Annotated in this window: 11 protein-coding genes, 1 tRNA gene and 1 pseudogene; 2 read left to right on the top strand and 11 right to left on the bottom strand. The window is 69.5% G+C overall.

Annotated elements, in window-relative coordinates; all coding sequences use genetic code 11:
* Nucleotides 1–19: 19 nt before the first annotated feature.
* Together ACFXI4_RS03980 and ACFXI4_RS03985 are read right to left on the bottom strand one after the other, a co-directional pair.
* Nucleotides 20–694, bottom strand: a pseudogene (locus tag ACFXI4_RS03980) (transcriptional regulator); the annotation flags it as partial.
* A gap of 106 nt (nt 695–800) precedes the next feature.
* A tRNA-Leu gene (locus ACFXI4_RS03985) sits at nt 801–875 on the bottom strand.
* A 100-nt stretch (nt 876–975) separates the two neighbouring features.
* On the opposite strand from ACFXI4_RS03985, the gene ACFXI4_RS03990 reads away from it, so the two are divergent.
* Nucleotides 976–1,632: an ANTAR domain-containing response regulator gene (locus ACFXI4_RS03990; protein WP_384987957.1), complete on the top strand. Its 657-nt coding sequence runs from the start codon at nt 976–978 to the stop codon at nt 1,630–1,632.
* A gap of 74 nt (nt 1,633–1,706) precedes the next feature.
* On the opposite strand, the gene ACFXI4_RS03995 is transcribed toward ACFXI4_RS03990, so the two are convergent.
* The 9 genes from ACFXI4_RS03995 to ACFXI4_RS04035 all read right to left on the bottom strand — a co-directional run bounded on the left by ACFXI4_RS03995 (nt 1,707) and on the right by ACFXI4_RS04035 (nt 11,729).
* Nucleotides 1,707–2,423: an ABC transporter ATP-binding protein gene (locus ACFXI4_RS03995; RefSeq protein WP_362722770.1), complete on the bottom strand. Its 717-nt coding sequence runs from the start codon at nt 2,421–2,423 to the stop codon at nt 1,707–1,709.
* Complete coding sequence (locus ACFXI4_RS04000; RefSeq protein WP_384988310.1) at nt 2,420–3,331, bottom strand: ABC transporter ATP-binding protein; 912 nt, start codon at nt 3,329–3,331, stop codon at nt 2,420–2,422. The genes ACFXI4_RS03995 and ACFXI4_RS04000 overlap by 4 nt, the downstream gene beginning before the upstream one ends.
* A gap of 5 nt (nt 3,332–3,336) precedes the next feature.
* Nucleotides 3,337–5,187, bottom strand: coding sequence for a branched-chain amino acid ABC transporter permease (locus ACFXI4_RS04005; RefSeq protein ID WP_384987959.1), 1,851 nt, complete (start codon nt 5,185–5,187; stop codon nt 3,337–3,339).
* A 5-nt stretch (nt 5,188–5,192) separates the two neighbouring features.
* Entirely contained in the window at nt 5,193–6,125 is a 933-nt protein-coding gene (locus ACFXI4_RS04010) for a branched-chain amino acid ABC transporter permease (protein ID WP_362722776.1), read from the bottom strand.
* A 114-nt stretch (nt 6,126–6,239) separates the two neighbouring features.
* Nucleotides 6,240–7,478 (bottom strand): branched-chain amino acid ABC transporter substrate-binding protein, encoded by a 1,239-nt coding sequence (locus tag ACFXI4_RS04015; protein WP_384987961.1) that lies wholly within the window; start codon nt 7,476–7,478, stop codon nt 6,240–6,242.
* 302 nt (nt 7,479–7,780) lie between these two features.
* On the bottom strand, nt 7,781–8,374 hold the full coding sequence (locus ACFXI4_RS04020; protein ID WP_384987963.1) for a Tat pathway signal sequence domain protein: 594 nt from the start codon (nt 8,372–8,374) through the stop codon (nt 7,781–7,783).
* Entirely contained in the window at nt 8,371–8,778 is a 408-nt protein-coding gene (locus tag ACFXI4_RS04025) for a hypothetical protein (RefSeq protein WP_384987965.1), read from the bottom strand. The genes ACFXI4_RS04020 and ACFXI4_RS04025 overlap by 4 nt, the downstream gene beginning before the upstream one ends.
* An 82-nt stretch (nt 8,779–8,860) precedes the next feature.
* Nucleotides 8,861–9,346, bottom strand: a complete 486-nt coding sequence (locus ACFXI4_RS04030) for a PaaI family thioesterase (protein ID WP_384987967.1) — start codon at nt 9,344–9,346, stop codon at nt 8,861–8,863.
* Between the two features lie 88 nt (nt 9,347–9,434).
* The gene (locus tag ACFXI4_RS04035; protein WP_384987969.1) at nt 9,435–11,729 is read right to left on the bottom strand and encodes an FdhF/YdeP family oxidoreductase; all 2,295 of its coding nucleotides are present in this window, start codon (nt 11,727–11,729) and stop codon (nt 9,435–9,437) included.
* Between the two features lie 198 nt (nt 11,730–11,927).
* On the opposite strand from ACFXI4_RS04035, the gene polA reads away from it, so the two are divergent.
* Nucleotides 11,928–14,654 carry a DNA polymerase I gene (polA, locus tag ACFXI4_RS04040; protein ID WP_384987971.1) on the top strand — a complete coding sequence of 909 codons (2,727 nt, stop codon included), beginning with the start codon at nt 11,928–11,930 and terminating at the stop codon, nt 14,652–14,654.
* Nucleotides 14,655–14,750: the final 96 nt, after the last annotated feature.

The raw sequence follows: 14,750 nt of genomic DNA on the forward strand, positions 1-14,750 counted from the left end.
CACCGGTGGGTCCCTGTCCGTGTTCGGGGCCGACGTGGGTGTCCATGAGGGCCACGGAGGCCTTCTTGGCGACGGAGATGTTGTACGGGTTGTCGCCGCGGGCGCAGTGCGTCCACCTGACGCCGAGTCCGTCGAGGGTGTCCGTGTACAGGCCCCGGATGTCGTCGGACTTGTTGGTGAAGAAGTAGCGCGGGTATTCGTACCGCCTGCGCTCACCGGCGACGATGCGGGTCGTCCAGTTGGTGATGCGGCAGCCGTCGGAATGGACGAGGCCGCGGACGAACTCCCAGGGGTGGGCGTCGACGATCGCGCGCTGCCAGGGTGCGAGGACGATGGGGCGCTCGTGTTTGAGGTAGGCACCCGCGGCGGGCCGCACCGTCTTGATGGCGTCGCGGCACCGTTCGATGAGCCCTGGCCAGGCGTCGGCGCAGGCGATCCGCAGGTAGTGACCAGTGCCGCGTGGGTGGGTGCTGATGCAGCCGTCGCCGAGGTGGAGGCCCAGCAGGTAGGAGTACGCGCGTTCGTCGGCGGGCGGTCCGGGGTCTGGAGCCGTCATGCGGGGGAGCGGCTCAAGGCGGTGTTGCCGCGAGCGAATCGCGGCCCGGGACACCCCCGTCTCCTTGCTGACGGAGTTCAGGCTTCGGCCCTGAGCAACCAGTGCGAGGGCTCGCTTGCGTGTGCTGACGTCGTACATGAGGCCACTGTGAGAGGAGGTCCGCGGCGACACGCGGCAAAAAGACGAGGTCCACGCGTACGTGATCCTCCGTTTGAATCCCGTGACCTTGGAAAATAAGGAAAAGTGCCCCGGGTCGGACTCGAACCGACACTGTACGGGTTTTGAATCCGTTGCCTGCTGCCAATTGGGCTACCGGGGCTCGAAGAATCAAAGGTCGTACCCGACCCTCCGCGCGTCCACCTTACCGCAGCTAGGTAGGCTCTTGTCAGCAGTAGCCCTGCCCTGAACGAGGAGCCCCCGTGACCGCCGCCGAGTCGCCCAAGCCAGTCGACGTACCCGACGACGACAAGTCGCACGTGCCTCCGCTGACGACCCGTGTCGTCATCGCCGAGGACGAGGCCCTGATCCGGCTCGATCTCAAAGAGATGCTGGAGGAGGAGGGGTACAGCGTCGTCGGCGAGGCCGGTGACGGTGAGCAGGCCGTCGAACTCGCCCGCGAGCACCGCCCCGACCTGGTCATCCTGGACGTCAAGATGCCGAAGCTGGACGGCATCTCCGCGGCCGAGAAGATCGCCGCGGAGTCCATCGCCCCGGTCCTGATGCTCACCGCGTTCTCGCAGCGCGACCTGGTCGAGCGGGCGCGGGACGCCGGAGCGATGGCGTACCTCGTCAAGCCGTTCAGCAAGAGCGACGTGGTGCCCGCGATCGAGATGGCGGTCTCCCGCTTCACCGAGCTGAAGGAGCTGGAGAAGGAGGTCGCCGACCTCACCCTGCGTCTGGAGACCCGCAAGCTGGTCGACCGGGCGAAGTCCATCCTGCAGACGGAGTACGGGCTGAGCGAGCCGGCGGCGTTCCGCTGGATCCAGAAGACGTCGATGGACCGTCGTATGTCGATGCAGCAGGTCGCGGAGGCGGTCATCGTGGACAGCGACGAGAAGAAGTCCGGCAAGGGCTGACGACGTCCCGTAACGGCACCGAGGCCCGCGCTCCGGAGAAGGGAGCGCGGGCCTCGGCGTATCGAAGCGGGGTGTCAGTCCTCGCCGAGGTAGGCCTTGCGGACGGACTCGTCGTGCAGCAGGTCCTGGCCGGTTCCCGACAGGACGATGTTGCCGACCTCCATGACGTGTCCCTGGTCGGCCAGTGAGAGCGCCGCCTGGGCGTTCTGCTCGACCAGCAGGATCGTCGTCCCCTGGGACTTCAGTTCCGCGATGGTCGCCATGATCTTCTGCATCATGATCGGCGAGAGTCCCATGGACGGCTCGTCCAGCATCAGCAGCTTGGGCTGGGACATGAGCGCCCGTCCCATCGCGAGCATCTGCTGCTCGCCGCCGGAGAGGGTGCCGGCGGCCTGCTTGCGCCGTTCCCCGAGGATCGGGAACAGGTCGTAGGCGCGCTGGATGTCCTTCTCGATGCCCGGCTTGTCGCTGCGCAGGAACGCGCCGAGGCGCAGGTTGTCCTCGATGGTCATGCGCGGGAAGATGTGCCGGCCCTCGGGGGAGTGGGCGAGGCCCAGCGAGACGATGTTGTGCGCCGGGATCTTCTTGAGCGACTTGCCGTTGAACCGGATCTGTCCGCCGACCGGCTTGAGCAGTCCGGACAGGGTGCGCAGGGTCGTGGTCTTGCCGGCGCCGTTGGTGCCGATCAGGGTGACGACCTGGCCGGCCTCGACCTTGAAGGAGATGCCTTTGACGGCCTCGATCTTGCCGTAGGCGACTCGCAGGTCCTCGACTTCGAGCAGTGCGGTCATCGGTCGTTCTCCTTGCCGGGCGCGGCGTCGGTCGGGGACTCGGCGTTCGCCTCGGCCGTCTCGACCTCGGCGGCTTCCTCGTCGCCGGGCGCGTTCTCGAACGGTTCGCCGAGGTAGGCGGCGATGACGCGGTCGTCGCCCTGCACGGTGGCGCTGTCGCCCTCGACGAGTTTCTCGCCCTGTACGAGGACGGCGACGCGGTCGCAGAGGTTGAAGATGAAGCGCATGTCGTGCTCGATGACGAGGACGGCGATGCCCTTGTCGCGGATCTTGAAGACCAGTTCTTCGGTGGTCCGGGTCTCCTGGGGGTTCATGCCGGCCGTGGGCTCGTCGAGGAGCAGCAGTCCGGGTTCGCTGGCGAGGGCGCGGGCGATCTCGAGTTTGCGCTGCTCGCCGTAGGGGAGGTTGCGGGCCAGGTGTTCGGCCTTGTGTTCCAGGCCGACGAATTCCAGGAGTTCCATGGCGCGGGCCCGCGAGGCCGCTTCGGCGCGGTGGAAGCCGGGGCCGCGCAGGAGTGCGGACCACAGGCCTTCCTTGGTGCGGGTGTGCCGGCCGACCAGGACGTTCTCCAGGACGGTCATGTTGGCGAAGAGCCGGATGTTCTGGAAAGTGCGGGCGATGCCGGCGGCGGTGACCTTGAAGGACTTCGGCGGCAGTACCTGGCCCTTGTAGCGGACTTCGCCCTCGGTGGGGATGTAGAGGCCGGTCAGACAGTTGAAGAAGGTGGTCTTGCCGGCTCCGTTGGGGCCGATCAGGCCGACGATCTCGCCGCTGTTGACGGTGAGGTCGACGTTGCGTACGGCGGTGAGGCCGCCGAAGCGCATGGTCACGCCGCGTGCGTCGAGCACGGTCCGGCCGGGGTCGGTGGCGCCGGGGGTGGTGTCCTGGACGGTGGTGTCGGTGGTCATCGTGGTCACGCCCCTGCCTTGGTGAGGACGGCGGGCGCTTCGGCCTCTTCGTGGAATTCGAGCTGGCGGCGCCGGTTGGGGATGAGGCCCTCGGGGCGGAAGCGCATCAGCAGGATGAGTGCCACGCCGAAGGCGAAGAGCTGGTAGTCGCCGAGGAACTGCAGCTTGGCCGGGATCAGGTAGAGCAGGGAGGCGCCGACCAGGGGGCCGGAGATGGTGCCCATGCCGCCGAGGACGACCGCGGCGAGCAGGAAGGCCGAGTTGGGCGGGACGACGTAGGCGAACTGGTACTGCTCGGGGGTCACCGTGTAGGTGACGTGTGCCTGGACCGAGCCGGAGAGGCCGGCGAGGCAGGCGCCGAGGGCGAAGGCGATGAGCTTGACACGGAAGCCGTTGATGCCCATGGCGAGTGCGGCGGTCTCGTCCTCGCGGATGGCGACCCAGGCGCGGCCGATGCGGGAGTCGCTGCTGCGCCGGAAGACGATGACCACGATGAGCGTGATGATCAGCATCAGGAGCAGGTAGTTGGCGAAGCGGCCGATGGTGGAGCCGAGGATCTGGTGTTCGGCGCCGAAGTCGAAGCCGAGGATGTCCAGGTTCGGGATGGACGAGATGCCGTTGGAGCCGTTGGTGACGTCGGGGCCGGAGGTGCCGTCCAGGTTGAGGACGGTGATGCGGAAGATCTCACCGAAGCCGAGGGTGACGATGGCGAGGTAGTCGCCGCGCAGTCGCAGGGTCGGTGCGCCGATGATGACGCCGAAGATCATTGCGACGGCGGCGCCGAGCAGTGCGGAGGCCCAGAAGGGCCACTGCACGTGCAGGGGGGAGGAGGGCGAGCCGGAGACCAGGGCGGCGGTGTAGGCGCCGACGCCGAGGAAGGCGACGTAGCCGAGGTCGAGGAGGCCGGCGAGGCCGACGACGATGTTCAGGCCGAGTGCGACGGTGGCGAAGATCAGGATGTAGACGCCGATGGTCGCGTACTGGTCGTTGGACTGGGTGAACGGGAAGGCCGCGGCGGCCAGGAAGGCGCCGGTCATGGTGATGTTCCGGTGCTTCGCGGTGATCGCCGAGACCCGGGCCACGATCCCGGCCTTGGAGAGGGCGGCGAAGCCGAAGCCGGCCGTGATGAGGAACCCGATGAACAGTTCGTCGTAGGACGTGCCGACGCCGTAGCTGAAGACGATCAGGCCGACGGCCATGGCGGCGACGATCACCAGGATCTCGGCCCAGGCGGCCATGGGGCGGGCCGGGGCGGGGGTCTTGGCGGCGAAGGACGCGCGGAAGGTGTTCCAGTTCTGGCGGGTGTTGTGCCGGAACAGTTCCCAGCCGGTGTCGTCGGGGTCGACCGGGTCGGGCTCGGGCCGTTCGAACGGCAGGGACATCGCGCCGATCAGGGCGGCGAGGGTGGCGATCGCGACGACGAAGCCGCCGGGGTCCAGGTTCACCACGCCGCCGAGTTCGTCGCTGATGGCGATGACGGTGTACCAGGCGGTGGCGAAGGTGCCGAGCGCGGCCATCTTCAGTGCGCTGTCGGCGCTGCCGGGCGTCAGCGCGCCGAGGCCTTTGACGCCGTAGGAGGCGAGGCCGAACAGGGTGGTGAGGAGGCCGCCGATCAGGACGAGGACCTGCAGGCCGCCCGGGTAGCCGTAGACCGTGAGGTCGCCGGGGAAGGCGGAGGTCCAGGTCCAGGACATGAACGTGGAGATGACGGCGAGGACGCCGCCGCCGGTGGCGAGGGCCCGGCCCAGCGGGGTGGGCAGGCCGATGAGGCCGGTCGCGGCGGGTGCGGAGGTGTTCTCGGTCGTCGGGGTCCCCGGGGTCTCGGGGGTCTCGGATGTGGTGGTCTCTGTGGTCATCGGTGTCACGCCCTGTCCGCGACGCGTTCGCCGAGCAGACCTTGTGGTCTGAACAGCAGTACGAGGATGAGGAGTACGAACGCCCAGACGTCGGCCCAGGACTGGCTGCCGAACTGACCCATGCCGGGGATGTCCGAGATGTAGGCGGTCGACAGGGCTTCGGCGACGCCGAGGACGAGTCCGCCGAGCATGGCGCCGTAGATGTTGCCGATGCCGCCGAGGACGGCCGCGGTGAAGGCCTTCAGGCCGAGCAGGAAGCCCATCTTGAAGTCGATCTGGCCGTACTTGAGGCCGTAGGCGACGCCGCCGACGGCGGCGAAGGCGGCGCCGAGGGCGAACGCGATCACGATGATGCGGTCGGTGTTGACGCCCATGAGCTTCGCGGTGTCCGGGTCCTGGGCGGTGGCCTGCATGCCCCGGCCGGTGCGGGTGCGCATCACGAAGTAGGCGAGGAAGGCCATGCTGAGCGGGGCCACGACCACCAGGAAGATGTCACCGGTCTGGATGGTGACGTTGCCGATGTCGAAGGGGCCGCCCGGGATGGTCGGGAAGGTCCGGGCGGACTTCGCCTCGGGGTACCAGGCCCACACCGCCTGCTGGAGGGCCAGGGAGAGGCCGATGGCGGTGATGAGGGGGGCGAGACGCGGGGCGGTGCGCAACGGCCGGTAGGCGAACCGTTCCGCTCCGACGGCGACCAGGGTGGCGACGATGATTGCTCCCACCAGCATCAGCGGGAGAGCTATCCACATCGAGGTGCCGCCGGGCAGTACGTACGCGTAGACCGTGAGCGCGCCGAAGGCGCCGGTCATGAAGATCTCGCCGTGGGCGAAGTTGATGAGCTGGACGATGCCATAGACCATCGTGTAGCCGATGGCGACCAGCCCGTACATGGATCCCAGTAGCAGGCCGTTGACCAGCTGCTGCGGCAGTTCGTTCACCGCATGTCCTCCGAGACGTTCGGATAAGTTCGACGGATGAGGCCGGATGCGAGTCCGCGCGGGGCGCCAGTGGAACAGCGCCCCGCGCGGCTCGGTGCTGCGTACGGGTGAGGGTCAGCTGCTCGGCGTGTACGTGCCCGAGGTAGCGGCCTTCCAGGCCCCGCCGGTGACCTTGTAGACGGTGAGCTGCTTGTTGGTAGCGTCACCGTACTCGTCGAAGGAGACCTTGCCGGTCACGCCGTCGAAGGAGACGTTCTGCACCGCGGCGGTGATCTTGGCGCGGGCGTCGGACGGCAGCTTGCCGCCGTTGTCGTCGACGACCTTCTTGACGGCCTCGATGATGGACCAGGCCGAGTCGTAGGAGTAGCCGCCGTAGGCGCCGTAGGCCTCCGCGTAGCCGCCCGCCTTGTAGTTGGCGACGAACTCCTTGGCGGAGTCGAGGGTCTCGACCGGGGCGCCGACGGAGGTGGCCATGTCGCCGGTGGCGGCGGTGCCCGCCAGCTTGATGAAGTCGTCGGCGTAGATGCCGTCACCGCCGACCAGCGGGATCTTGGCGCCGGCGGCCTTGAGCTGCTTGCTCAGCGGGCCGGCCTGTGGGTACTCGCCGCCGTAGTAGACCACGGTGGCGCCCGAGTTCTTCACCTTGGTGACGACCGCGGAGTAGTCCTTGGAGTCGGGGTTGATGTGCTCGGTGCCGACCACCTTGCCGCCGAGCTTCTTGAACTCGTCGGTGAAGGTGGCGGCGAGGCCGGCGCCGTAGGTCTTCTTGTCGTCGATGATGAAGGCCTTGGTCAGCTTCGCCGTGTTGTACACGTACTGCGCGGCGTAGGGGCCCTGGATGGCGTCCGTGGTCGCGGTACGGAAGTACGACTTGTACGGACGCGTCTTCGTCGTCTGCCAGTTGTCGCCCTGGGTCAGCGCCGGGTTGGTGTTGGCCGGGGAGACCTCGACCAGCTTCGCGTCGTCGAAGACCTTCTGCATCGACTGGGCGACGGAGGAGTTCAGCGGGCCGACCACGCCGTAGACGTTGTTGTCGCTGACGAACGCGGAGGCGTTGGCCTGGCCGGAGGACGGCTGGGCCTGGTCGTCCTTGGCCTCGATCTTGAAGGTGACGCCGTCGACGTACTTCTTCTTGTTGGCCTGCTTGACCGCGAGGTCGACGGAGTTCTTGATGCCCAGGCCGAGCGCGGACAGGTCGCCGGTCAGCGGGGCGTCGACGCCGATGGTGACCGTGGTGCCACCACTGCCCGAGTCGGAGCCCTTGTCGCCGCTGTCGCGCGAGCCGCAGGCCGTGAGGGTGAGTGCTCCCGCTGCCAGAGCTGCGGTGATGGCGATGAGCGAACGTTGACGCACGATCAGTCCTTTCCCCTGAACAACCGCATCCCCGTGGAGACGGTCGAGTCGCGCGCCCTGTCGAAGTGAACATTCCGACGGCGCCGTGACTGGCCGTGACTCTAAGCGGGCTTGGGGAACGTGGAGGAGGGTCTGACCGATGCTGTGACGCTCTTGTTATGACACGAGGTAATGCAGAGCGGTACATGGTGTCGAGAAGAGTGGAATTCAGGCCGATTCGCTCCGTCCGCATGGTGAGAACCCGCAGGACCCGCCGTAATCCGATCAGGCGTCTCAGGGCTTTTGGTAATTACTTGAAGCGCTTACCGGCCGTTGCTGCAGGCGACTTTCAGGGCGCGTGACAGGTGTTGTGCGTAGCGGGTCCCCAGGATGAAACTCTGGACTTGTATTGCGCGCGTATTACGCAGAGTTACGTCCAGGAAAGGAAGTCCGGCGTCCTTCGGAACCGTCGCACAGTCGGTCACGTGCATGGTTATCGTGATGTCGCGCGGTGTGCCCGCCTTCGTCCGGAAGGGTGCGCGGGGCGTCTCGGTCAGTGAGAGACCGGCGTAGGGCTGGCTGATCCGGTCCGCGGTGACCGGCGGTCCCTCCAGGACGCTCATCCGCACCGCGAAGCTGAAGCTGCGGGTCGGGGCGCCGGGCGGGGTGACCCGGTCGCCCAGGAACGTGAACGCCACCGTCTGTGCGGGGTAAGGGACTTCGGGCGGTGGCGGGTCGTGCGGCCGGGTCGCGTAGAGGTACCCGCCGCCGGCCAGCACGGCGGCGGCCGCGGCCAGGGCGAGGGCCGCGCGGCGGCGGCCGGGGTGCGGGGGAGGGGCGGCCGCGGGTCCGGGGAGCTCCAGGCCGTGGGTGCCCTCGCCCGGCTCCACGGGGCCGATGCCGGTCGTTCCGCTCACTGCCAGGGGCCTCCCGTCGGTACGCCGTCGCGGTACCGCTCGGTGCAGGCGGCGCGCGCCCGACGGTCCGTCAACCGATGTGCGGCAGGGGCTCCCTGACGGTGCCTCACGGCCCGTGCGGCGTCGACGACGTCCCGGAGGATCTCGTACTGGCCGTTGGAGAGCCCCATCGACTGGTAGTCGCCGTAGGTGCCGCTGTCGAGCACCTCGCGCGCCCAGTGCGCGACGATCGCGGCGCACAGGGTGGCGTCCGAGGTCGCCGCGGCCGATGCCGAGGGGGACGTGGGGCCCGCGGCGGTGGGAGCGGCGGTGGGAGCGGGGGTGGTGCCGCAGCCGGTCAGCAGAACGAGTCCGAGACCCAGTGCGGTCGCTCCACCCGGCAGGGTGCCTCCTCGCCGTCCCATGCGCCGAAGGTAAGGGCGGGGACGGCGGGGAGCAATGGGCCCGTCGGCGACGGGCCCCGGCCCCGGGGCGGTGGCCGGCGGCTCAGCCCTGGACCGCGGAGGGGAGGGAGTCGCCCGTCAGCTCGCGCAGCAGACAGGTAAGGCGGGCCGTGCACACCCGGTGGCCCTCCGCGTCGCTGATCACGATCTCGTACGTCGCCGTGGAACGCCCCCGGTGGACGGGTGTGGCCACGCCGGTGACCAGGCCGGAGCGGGCCCCGCGGTGATGCGTGCAGTTCAGGTCGACGCCGACCGCGATCTTCGAGCTGCCGCCGTGCAGCATCGACCCGACCGACCCCAGGGTCTCCGCCAGCACCGCGCTGGCCCCGCCGTGCAGCAGTCCGTACGGCTGGGTGTTGCCCTCCACCGGCATCGTGCCGACGACCCGGTCCGCGGAGGCCTCGAGGATCTGCACGCCCATCCGGGTGCCGAGGTGACCCGCCGAGAACAGGGCGGGCAGGTCGACACCGAGCGCGGCGTACTCGTCGATGACCTCCTGCGGGAACTTCACACGCTGCTGCTCGCCCATGGGCCGGCTCCGATCGTCGTACGGCTGTCTCGTCACTGAGCAAACGCTCAGTAGGCCGCCGATTCTTCCAGACGGCCCGAACGCCCGTTCAGTCCGCCGTGCTCTGCCGCGGCACACCGCCGACCAGGCGGACCACGACGGACTTGCTGGCCGGGGTGTTGCTGGTGTCGGCGGTCGCGTCGAGCGGCACCAGCACATTGGTCTCCGGGTAGTAAGCGGCCGCGCAGCCCCGGGCCGTCGGATAGAGCACCACCCGGAAGCCCGGCGCCCGCCGCTGCACGCCGTCCTTCCACTCGCTCACCAGGTCGACGTACGACCCGTCGGCCACACCCAGCGCCCGCGCGTCCTCCGGGTTCACCAGTACCACCCGGCGGCCGTTCCTGATGCCCCGGTAGCGGTCGTCCAGACCGTAGATCGTGGTGTTGTACTGGTCGTGCGAACGCAGCGTCTGCAACAGCAGCCGCCCCTCGGGCAGTTCGGGGTACTCCACGGGCGCCGCCGTGAAGTTCGCCTTGCCGGTGGCGGTCGGGAAGCGGCGCTCGTCGCGAGGGGCGTGCGGCAGCGCGAAGCCGCCCGGCTCGGCCACGCGCGCGTTGAAGTCCTCGAAACCGGGGATCACGCGCGCGATGCGGTCGCGGACCGTCGCGTAGTCCTTCTCGAACTCCTCCCAGGGGGTGGCGCTCCGCGCGCCGAGCACCCGGCGGGCGAGCCGGCACACGATCGCCGGCTCCGACAGCAGGTGCGGGCTCGCGGGGTCCAGGCGGCCGCGGGAGGCGTGCACCATGCCCATCGAGTCCTCGACGGTGACGAACTGCTCGCCGCTGCCCTGGAGGTCACGCTCGGTGCGGCCGAGCGTCGGCAGGATCAGCGCCCGCGCGCCCGTCACGACGTGCGAGCGGTTGAGCTTCGTCGACACGTGCACGGTCAGCCGCGCCCGGCGCATCGCCGCCTCGGTGACCTCCGTGTCGGGGGTCGCGGAGACGAAGTTGCCGCCCATCGCGAAGAAGACCTTCGCCTCGCCGTCGCGCAGCGCGCGGATGGCCCGGACGACGTCGAGACCGTGCTCGCGCGGCGGCGCGAAGCCGAACTCCTTCTCCAGGGCGTCCAGGAACGCCGGGGCCGGGCGCTCGAATATGCCCATCGTGCGGTCGCCCTGCACGTTCGAGTGGCCGCGGACCGGGCACACGCCCGCGCCGGCACGGCCGATGTTGCCGCGCAGCAGCAGGAAGTTGACGACCTCCCGGATCGTCGGGACCGAGTGCTTGTGCTGGGTCAGACCCATGGCCCAGCACACGATGGTGCGCTCGGAGGCGAGCACCATGCGCAGCGCCTCCTCGATCTCCGCGCGGGTCAGACCGGTGGCGGCGAGCGTCTCGTCCCAGTCGGCGGCGCGGGCCGCCTCGGCGAACTCCTCGAACCCGTGGGTGTGCTCGCGCACGAACTCCTCGTCGACCGCTCCCTCGGTCTCCAGGATCATCCTGTTGAGGACCCGGAACAGGGCCTGGTCGCCGCCGATGCGGATCTGCAGGAACAGGTCGGTCAGCGCGGCGCCCTTGAGCATGCCCTGAGGGGTCTGCGGGTTCTTGAACCGCTCCAGGCCCGCCTCCGGGAGCGGATTGACACTGATGATCTTCGCGCCGTTGGCCTTGGCCTTCTCCAGTGCCGACAGCATCCGGGGATGGTTGGTCCCCGGGTTCTGCCCGGCCACGACGATCAGGTCCGCCTGGTAGAGGTCCTCGAGAAGGACGCTGCCCTTGCCGATGCCGATGGTCTCGCCGAGCGCCGAGCCCGAGGACTCGTGGCACATGTTGGAGCAGTCCGGCAGGTTGTTGGTGCCCAGCTCGCGTGCGAACAGCTGGTACAGGAACGCCGCCTCGTTGCTCGTGCGGCCCGAGGTGTAGAAGACGGCCTCGTCGGGGGAGGAGAGGGCGGCGATCTCCTCACCGATGATGTCGAAGGCACGGTCCCAGCCGACCGGCTCGTAGTGGTCGGCGCCCTCGGCGAGATACATGGGGTGGGTGAGCCGCCCCTGCTGGCCGAGCCAGTAGCCGCTGCGGTGGTGCAGGTCGGCGACCGAGTGCCCGGTGAAGAAATCGGGCGTGACCCGGCGCAGGGTGGCCTCCTCGGCCACCGCCTTGGCGCCGTTCTCGCAGAATTCGGCGGTGTGCCGGTGATCGGGCTCCGGCCAGGCGCAGCCGGGGCAGTCGAAGCCGTCCTTCTGATTGACCCGCAGCAGCGTCAGCGCGGTGCGCTTCACCCCCATCTGCTGCTGGGCGACGCGCAGAGTGTGCCCGACGGCCGGCAGCCCCGCCGCCGCGTGCTTCGGGTCGACGACCCGAGGCGCGTCCTGAACGGGATCCCCCTGGGGCGGCTTCGTCGCCATGACACGCACTCCCTCTACGCCAGCATCACTGCCCTGTGCAGCCGATCCTCGCACGACCGGCCGACGTCGGCCGAAGGGGTGCGGCGGACGAGCACGCACGCTGTGCCCGACAGCGCCGGGCCCCAGGTCGCGCGCCGCGGCCACCGCGATCCGAACCGACGGCCCTCACTGTCAGTGCGGCGTGGCAGGATCGGGGGCGTGGCAGAGACAGCATCGAAGAAGACCGACCCGACCCCCAGTGGGACCCGTCCCCGGCTGATGCTCATGGACGGGCACTCGCTGGCCTACCGCGCGTTCTTCGCGCTGCCCGCGGAGAACTTCACGACCGCGACGGGCCAGCCGACGAACGCGATCTACGGCTTCGCGTCGATGCTGGCCAACACCCTGCGTGACGAGGCGCCCACGCACTTCGCGGTGGCCTTCGACGTCTCCCGCAAGACCTGGCGCTCGCAGGAGTTCACCGAGTACAAGGCGAACCGCTCCAAGACCCCGGACGAGTTCAAGGGCCAGGTCGAGCTGATCGGCGAGCTGCTCGACGCCATGCACGCGCAGCGCTTCGCCGTCGAGGGCTTCGAGGCCGACGACATCATCGCCACCCTTGCCACCCAGGCCGAGGCCGCCGGCTTCGAGGTCCTCATCGTCACCGGCGACCGGGACTCCTTCCAGCTGGTCACCGAACACACCACGGTGCTCTATCCGACCAAGGGCGTCTCCGAGCTGACCCGGTTCACCCCGGAGAAGGTGTTCGAGAAGTACGGCCTGACGCCCGCCCAGTACCCCGACTTCGCGGCCCTGCGCGGCGACCCGTCCGACAATCTCCCCGGCATCCCGGGCGTCGGCGAGAAGACGGCCGCGAAGTGGATCAACCAGTTCGGCTCCTTCGCCGAGCTGGTGGAGCGCGTCGACGAGGTGAAGGGCAAGGCCGGCCAGAACCTCCGCGACCACCTGGAGTCGGTCAAGCTCAACCGCCGGCTCACCGAGCTGGATCGCGCGGTCGAGCTGCCGAGGACGGTCGCCGACCTGGAGCGCGCGCCGTACGACCGCAAGAACGTCGCGATGATCCTGGACACCCTGGAGATCCGCAATCCGTCGCTGCGCGAGCGGCTCCACGCCGTCGACCCCGGTGCCGAGGAGGCCGAGTCCGCACCGGCCCCCGAGGCGGGCGTCGCGGTCGACGGCACCGTCCTCGGCACCGGCGAGCTGACCGGCTGGCTCACCGAGCACGGCACCGGTCTGCTCGGCGTCGCCACTGTCGACACCTGGGCGCTCGGCACCGGATCGGTCGCCGAGGTCGCGCTGGCCGCCGCCCAGGGCGCGGCCGCCTGGTTCGACCCCGCCGAACTGGACGAGGCCGACGAGAGGGCGTGGACGGCCTGGCTGGCCGACGCGGCGCGGCCCAAGGTCTTCCACAACGCCAAGGGCGCCATGCGGGTCTTCGCCGAGCACGGCTGGAGCGTCGACGGCGTCACGATGGACACCGCGCTCGCCGCCTACCTGGTCAAACCCGGCCGCCGCTCCTTCGACCTGGACGCGCTGACCCTGGAGTACCTGCACCGCGAGCTGGCCCCGGCCGCCGCGGCCGACGGCCAGCTGGCGTTCGGCGCGGACGACGGCGCCGAGGCCGACGCCCTGATGATCCAGGCCCGCGCCATCCTCGACCTGGGGGAGGCCTTCGAGGGCCGGCTCCAGGAGGTCGGCGCGGCGGACCTGCTGCGTGACATGGAGCTGCCCACCTCCATCCTCCTCGCCCGCATGGAGCGGCACGGCATCGCGGCCGACCGCACGCATCTCGAAGCGATGGAGCAGATGTTCGCGGGCGCGGTCCAGCAGGCCGTGAAGGAGGCACACGCGGCCGCCGGGCACGAGTTCAACCTGGGCTCGCCCAAGCAGCTCCAGGAGGTCCTCTTCGGTGAGCTGGCGCTGCCCAAGACCAAGAAGACCAAGACCGGTTACACCACCGACGCCGACGCGCTGGCCTGGCTGGCCGGCCAGACCGAGAACGAACTGCCGGTGATCATGCTCCGCCACCGTGAGCAGGCCAAGCTCCGGGTGACGGTCGAGGGCCTGATCAAGACGGTGGCGGCGGACGGCCGTATCCACACCACGTTCAACCAGACGGTGGCCGCGACCGGCCGGCTCTCCTCCACCGACCCCAACCTTCAGAACATCCCGGTCCGTACCGACGAGGGCCGGGCGATCCGCCGTGGCTTCGTGGTCGGCGAGGGGTTCGAGTCGCTGATGACGGCCGACTACAGCCAGATCGAACTGCGGGTGATGGCCCACCTCTCCGAGGACGAGGGCCTGATCGAGGCGTTCACCTCCGGCGAGGACCTGCACACCACGGTGGCCTCGCAGGTGTTCTCCGTCGACGGCCCGGCCGTCGACGCGGAGATGCGCCGCAAGATCAAGGCGATGTCGTACGGCCTCGCCTACGGACTGTCGGCGTTCGGCCTCTCCCAGCAGCTGAACATCGACGCGGGCGAGGCCCGCGCCCTGATGGACACCTACTTCGAGCGGTTCGGCGGCGTCCGTGACTACCTGCGCCGGGTGGTCGACGAGGCACGGGCGACCGGCTACACGGCGACGCTCTTCGGCCGCCGCCGCTACCTCCCCGACCTCAACAGCGACAACCGCCAGCGTCGCGAGGCGGCCGAGCGGATGGCGCTCAACGCGCCCATCCAGGGCACTGCGGCGGACATCGTCAAGCTGGCCATGCTGAAGGTGGACGGCGCGCTGCGCGCGGCGGACCTGAACTCCCGGATGCTCCTGCAGGTGCACGACGAAATCGTCCTGGAGATCGCCCCCGGCGAGCGCACCGAGGTGGAGGCGATCCTGCGCCGCGAGATGGCCGACGCGGTCCGCCTCAGGGCCCCGCTGGACGTCTCGGTCGGCGTGGGCCCGGACTGGGAATCGGCCGCCCACTAGCCTTCGGCGGTCCCCCGCGCGGGGCGGCCGCCGCCGCACCGGCACCGGTGCGGCGGCGCCCGCCCCGCGCCGCACCCCGGCCGTCACTCAGCTGGA

Origin of the sequence: Streptomyces sp. NPDC059224 (assembly GCF_042754285.1) — a bacterium.
Classification (GTDB): domain Bacteria; phylum Actinomycetota; class Actinomycetes; order Streptomycetales; family Streptomycetaceae; genus Streptomyces.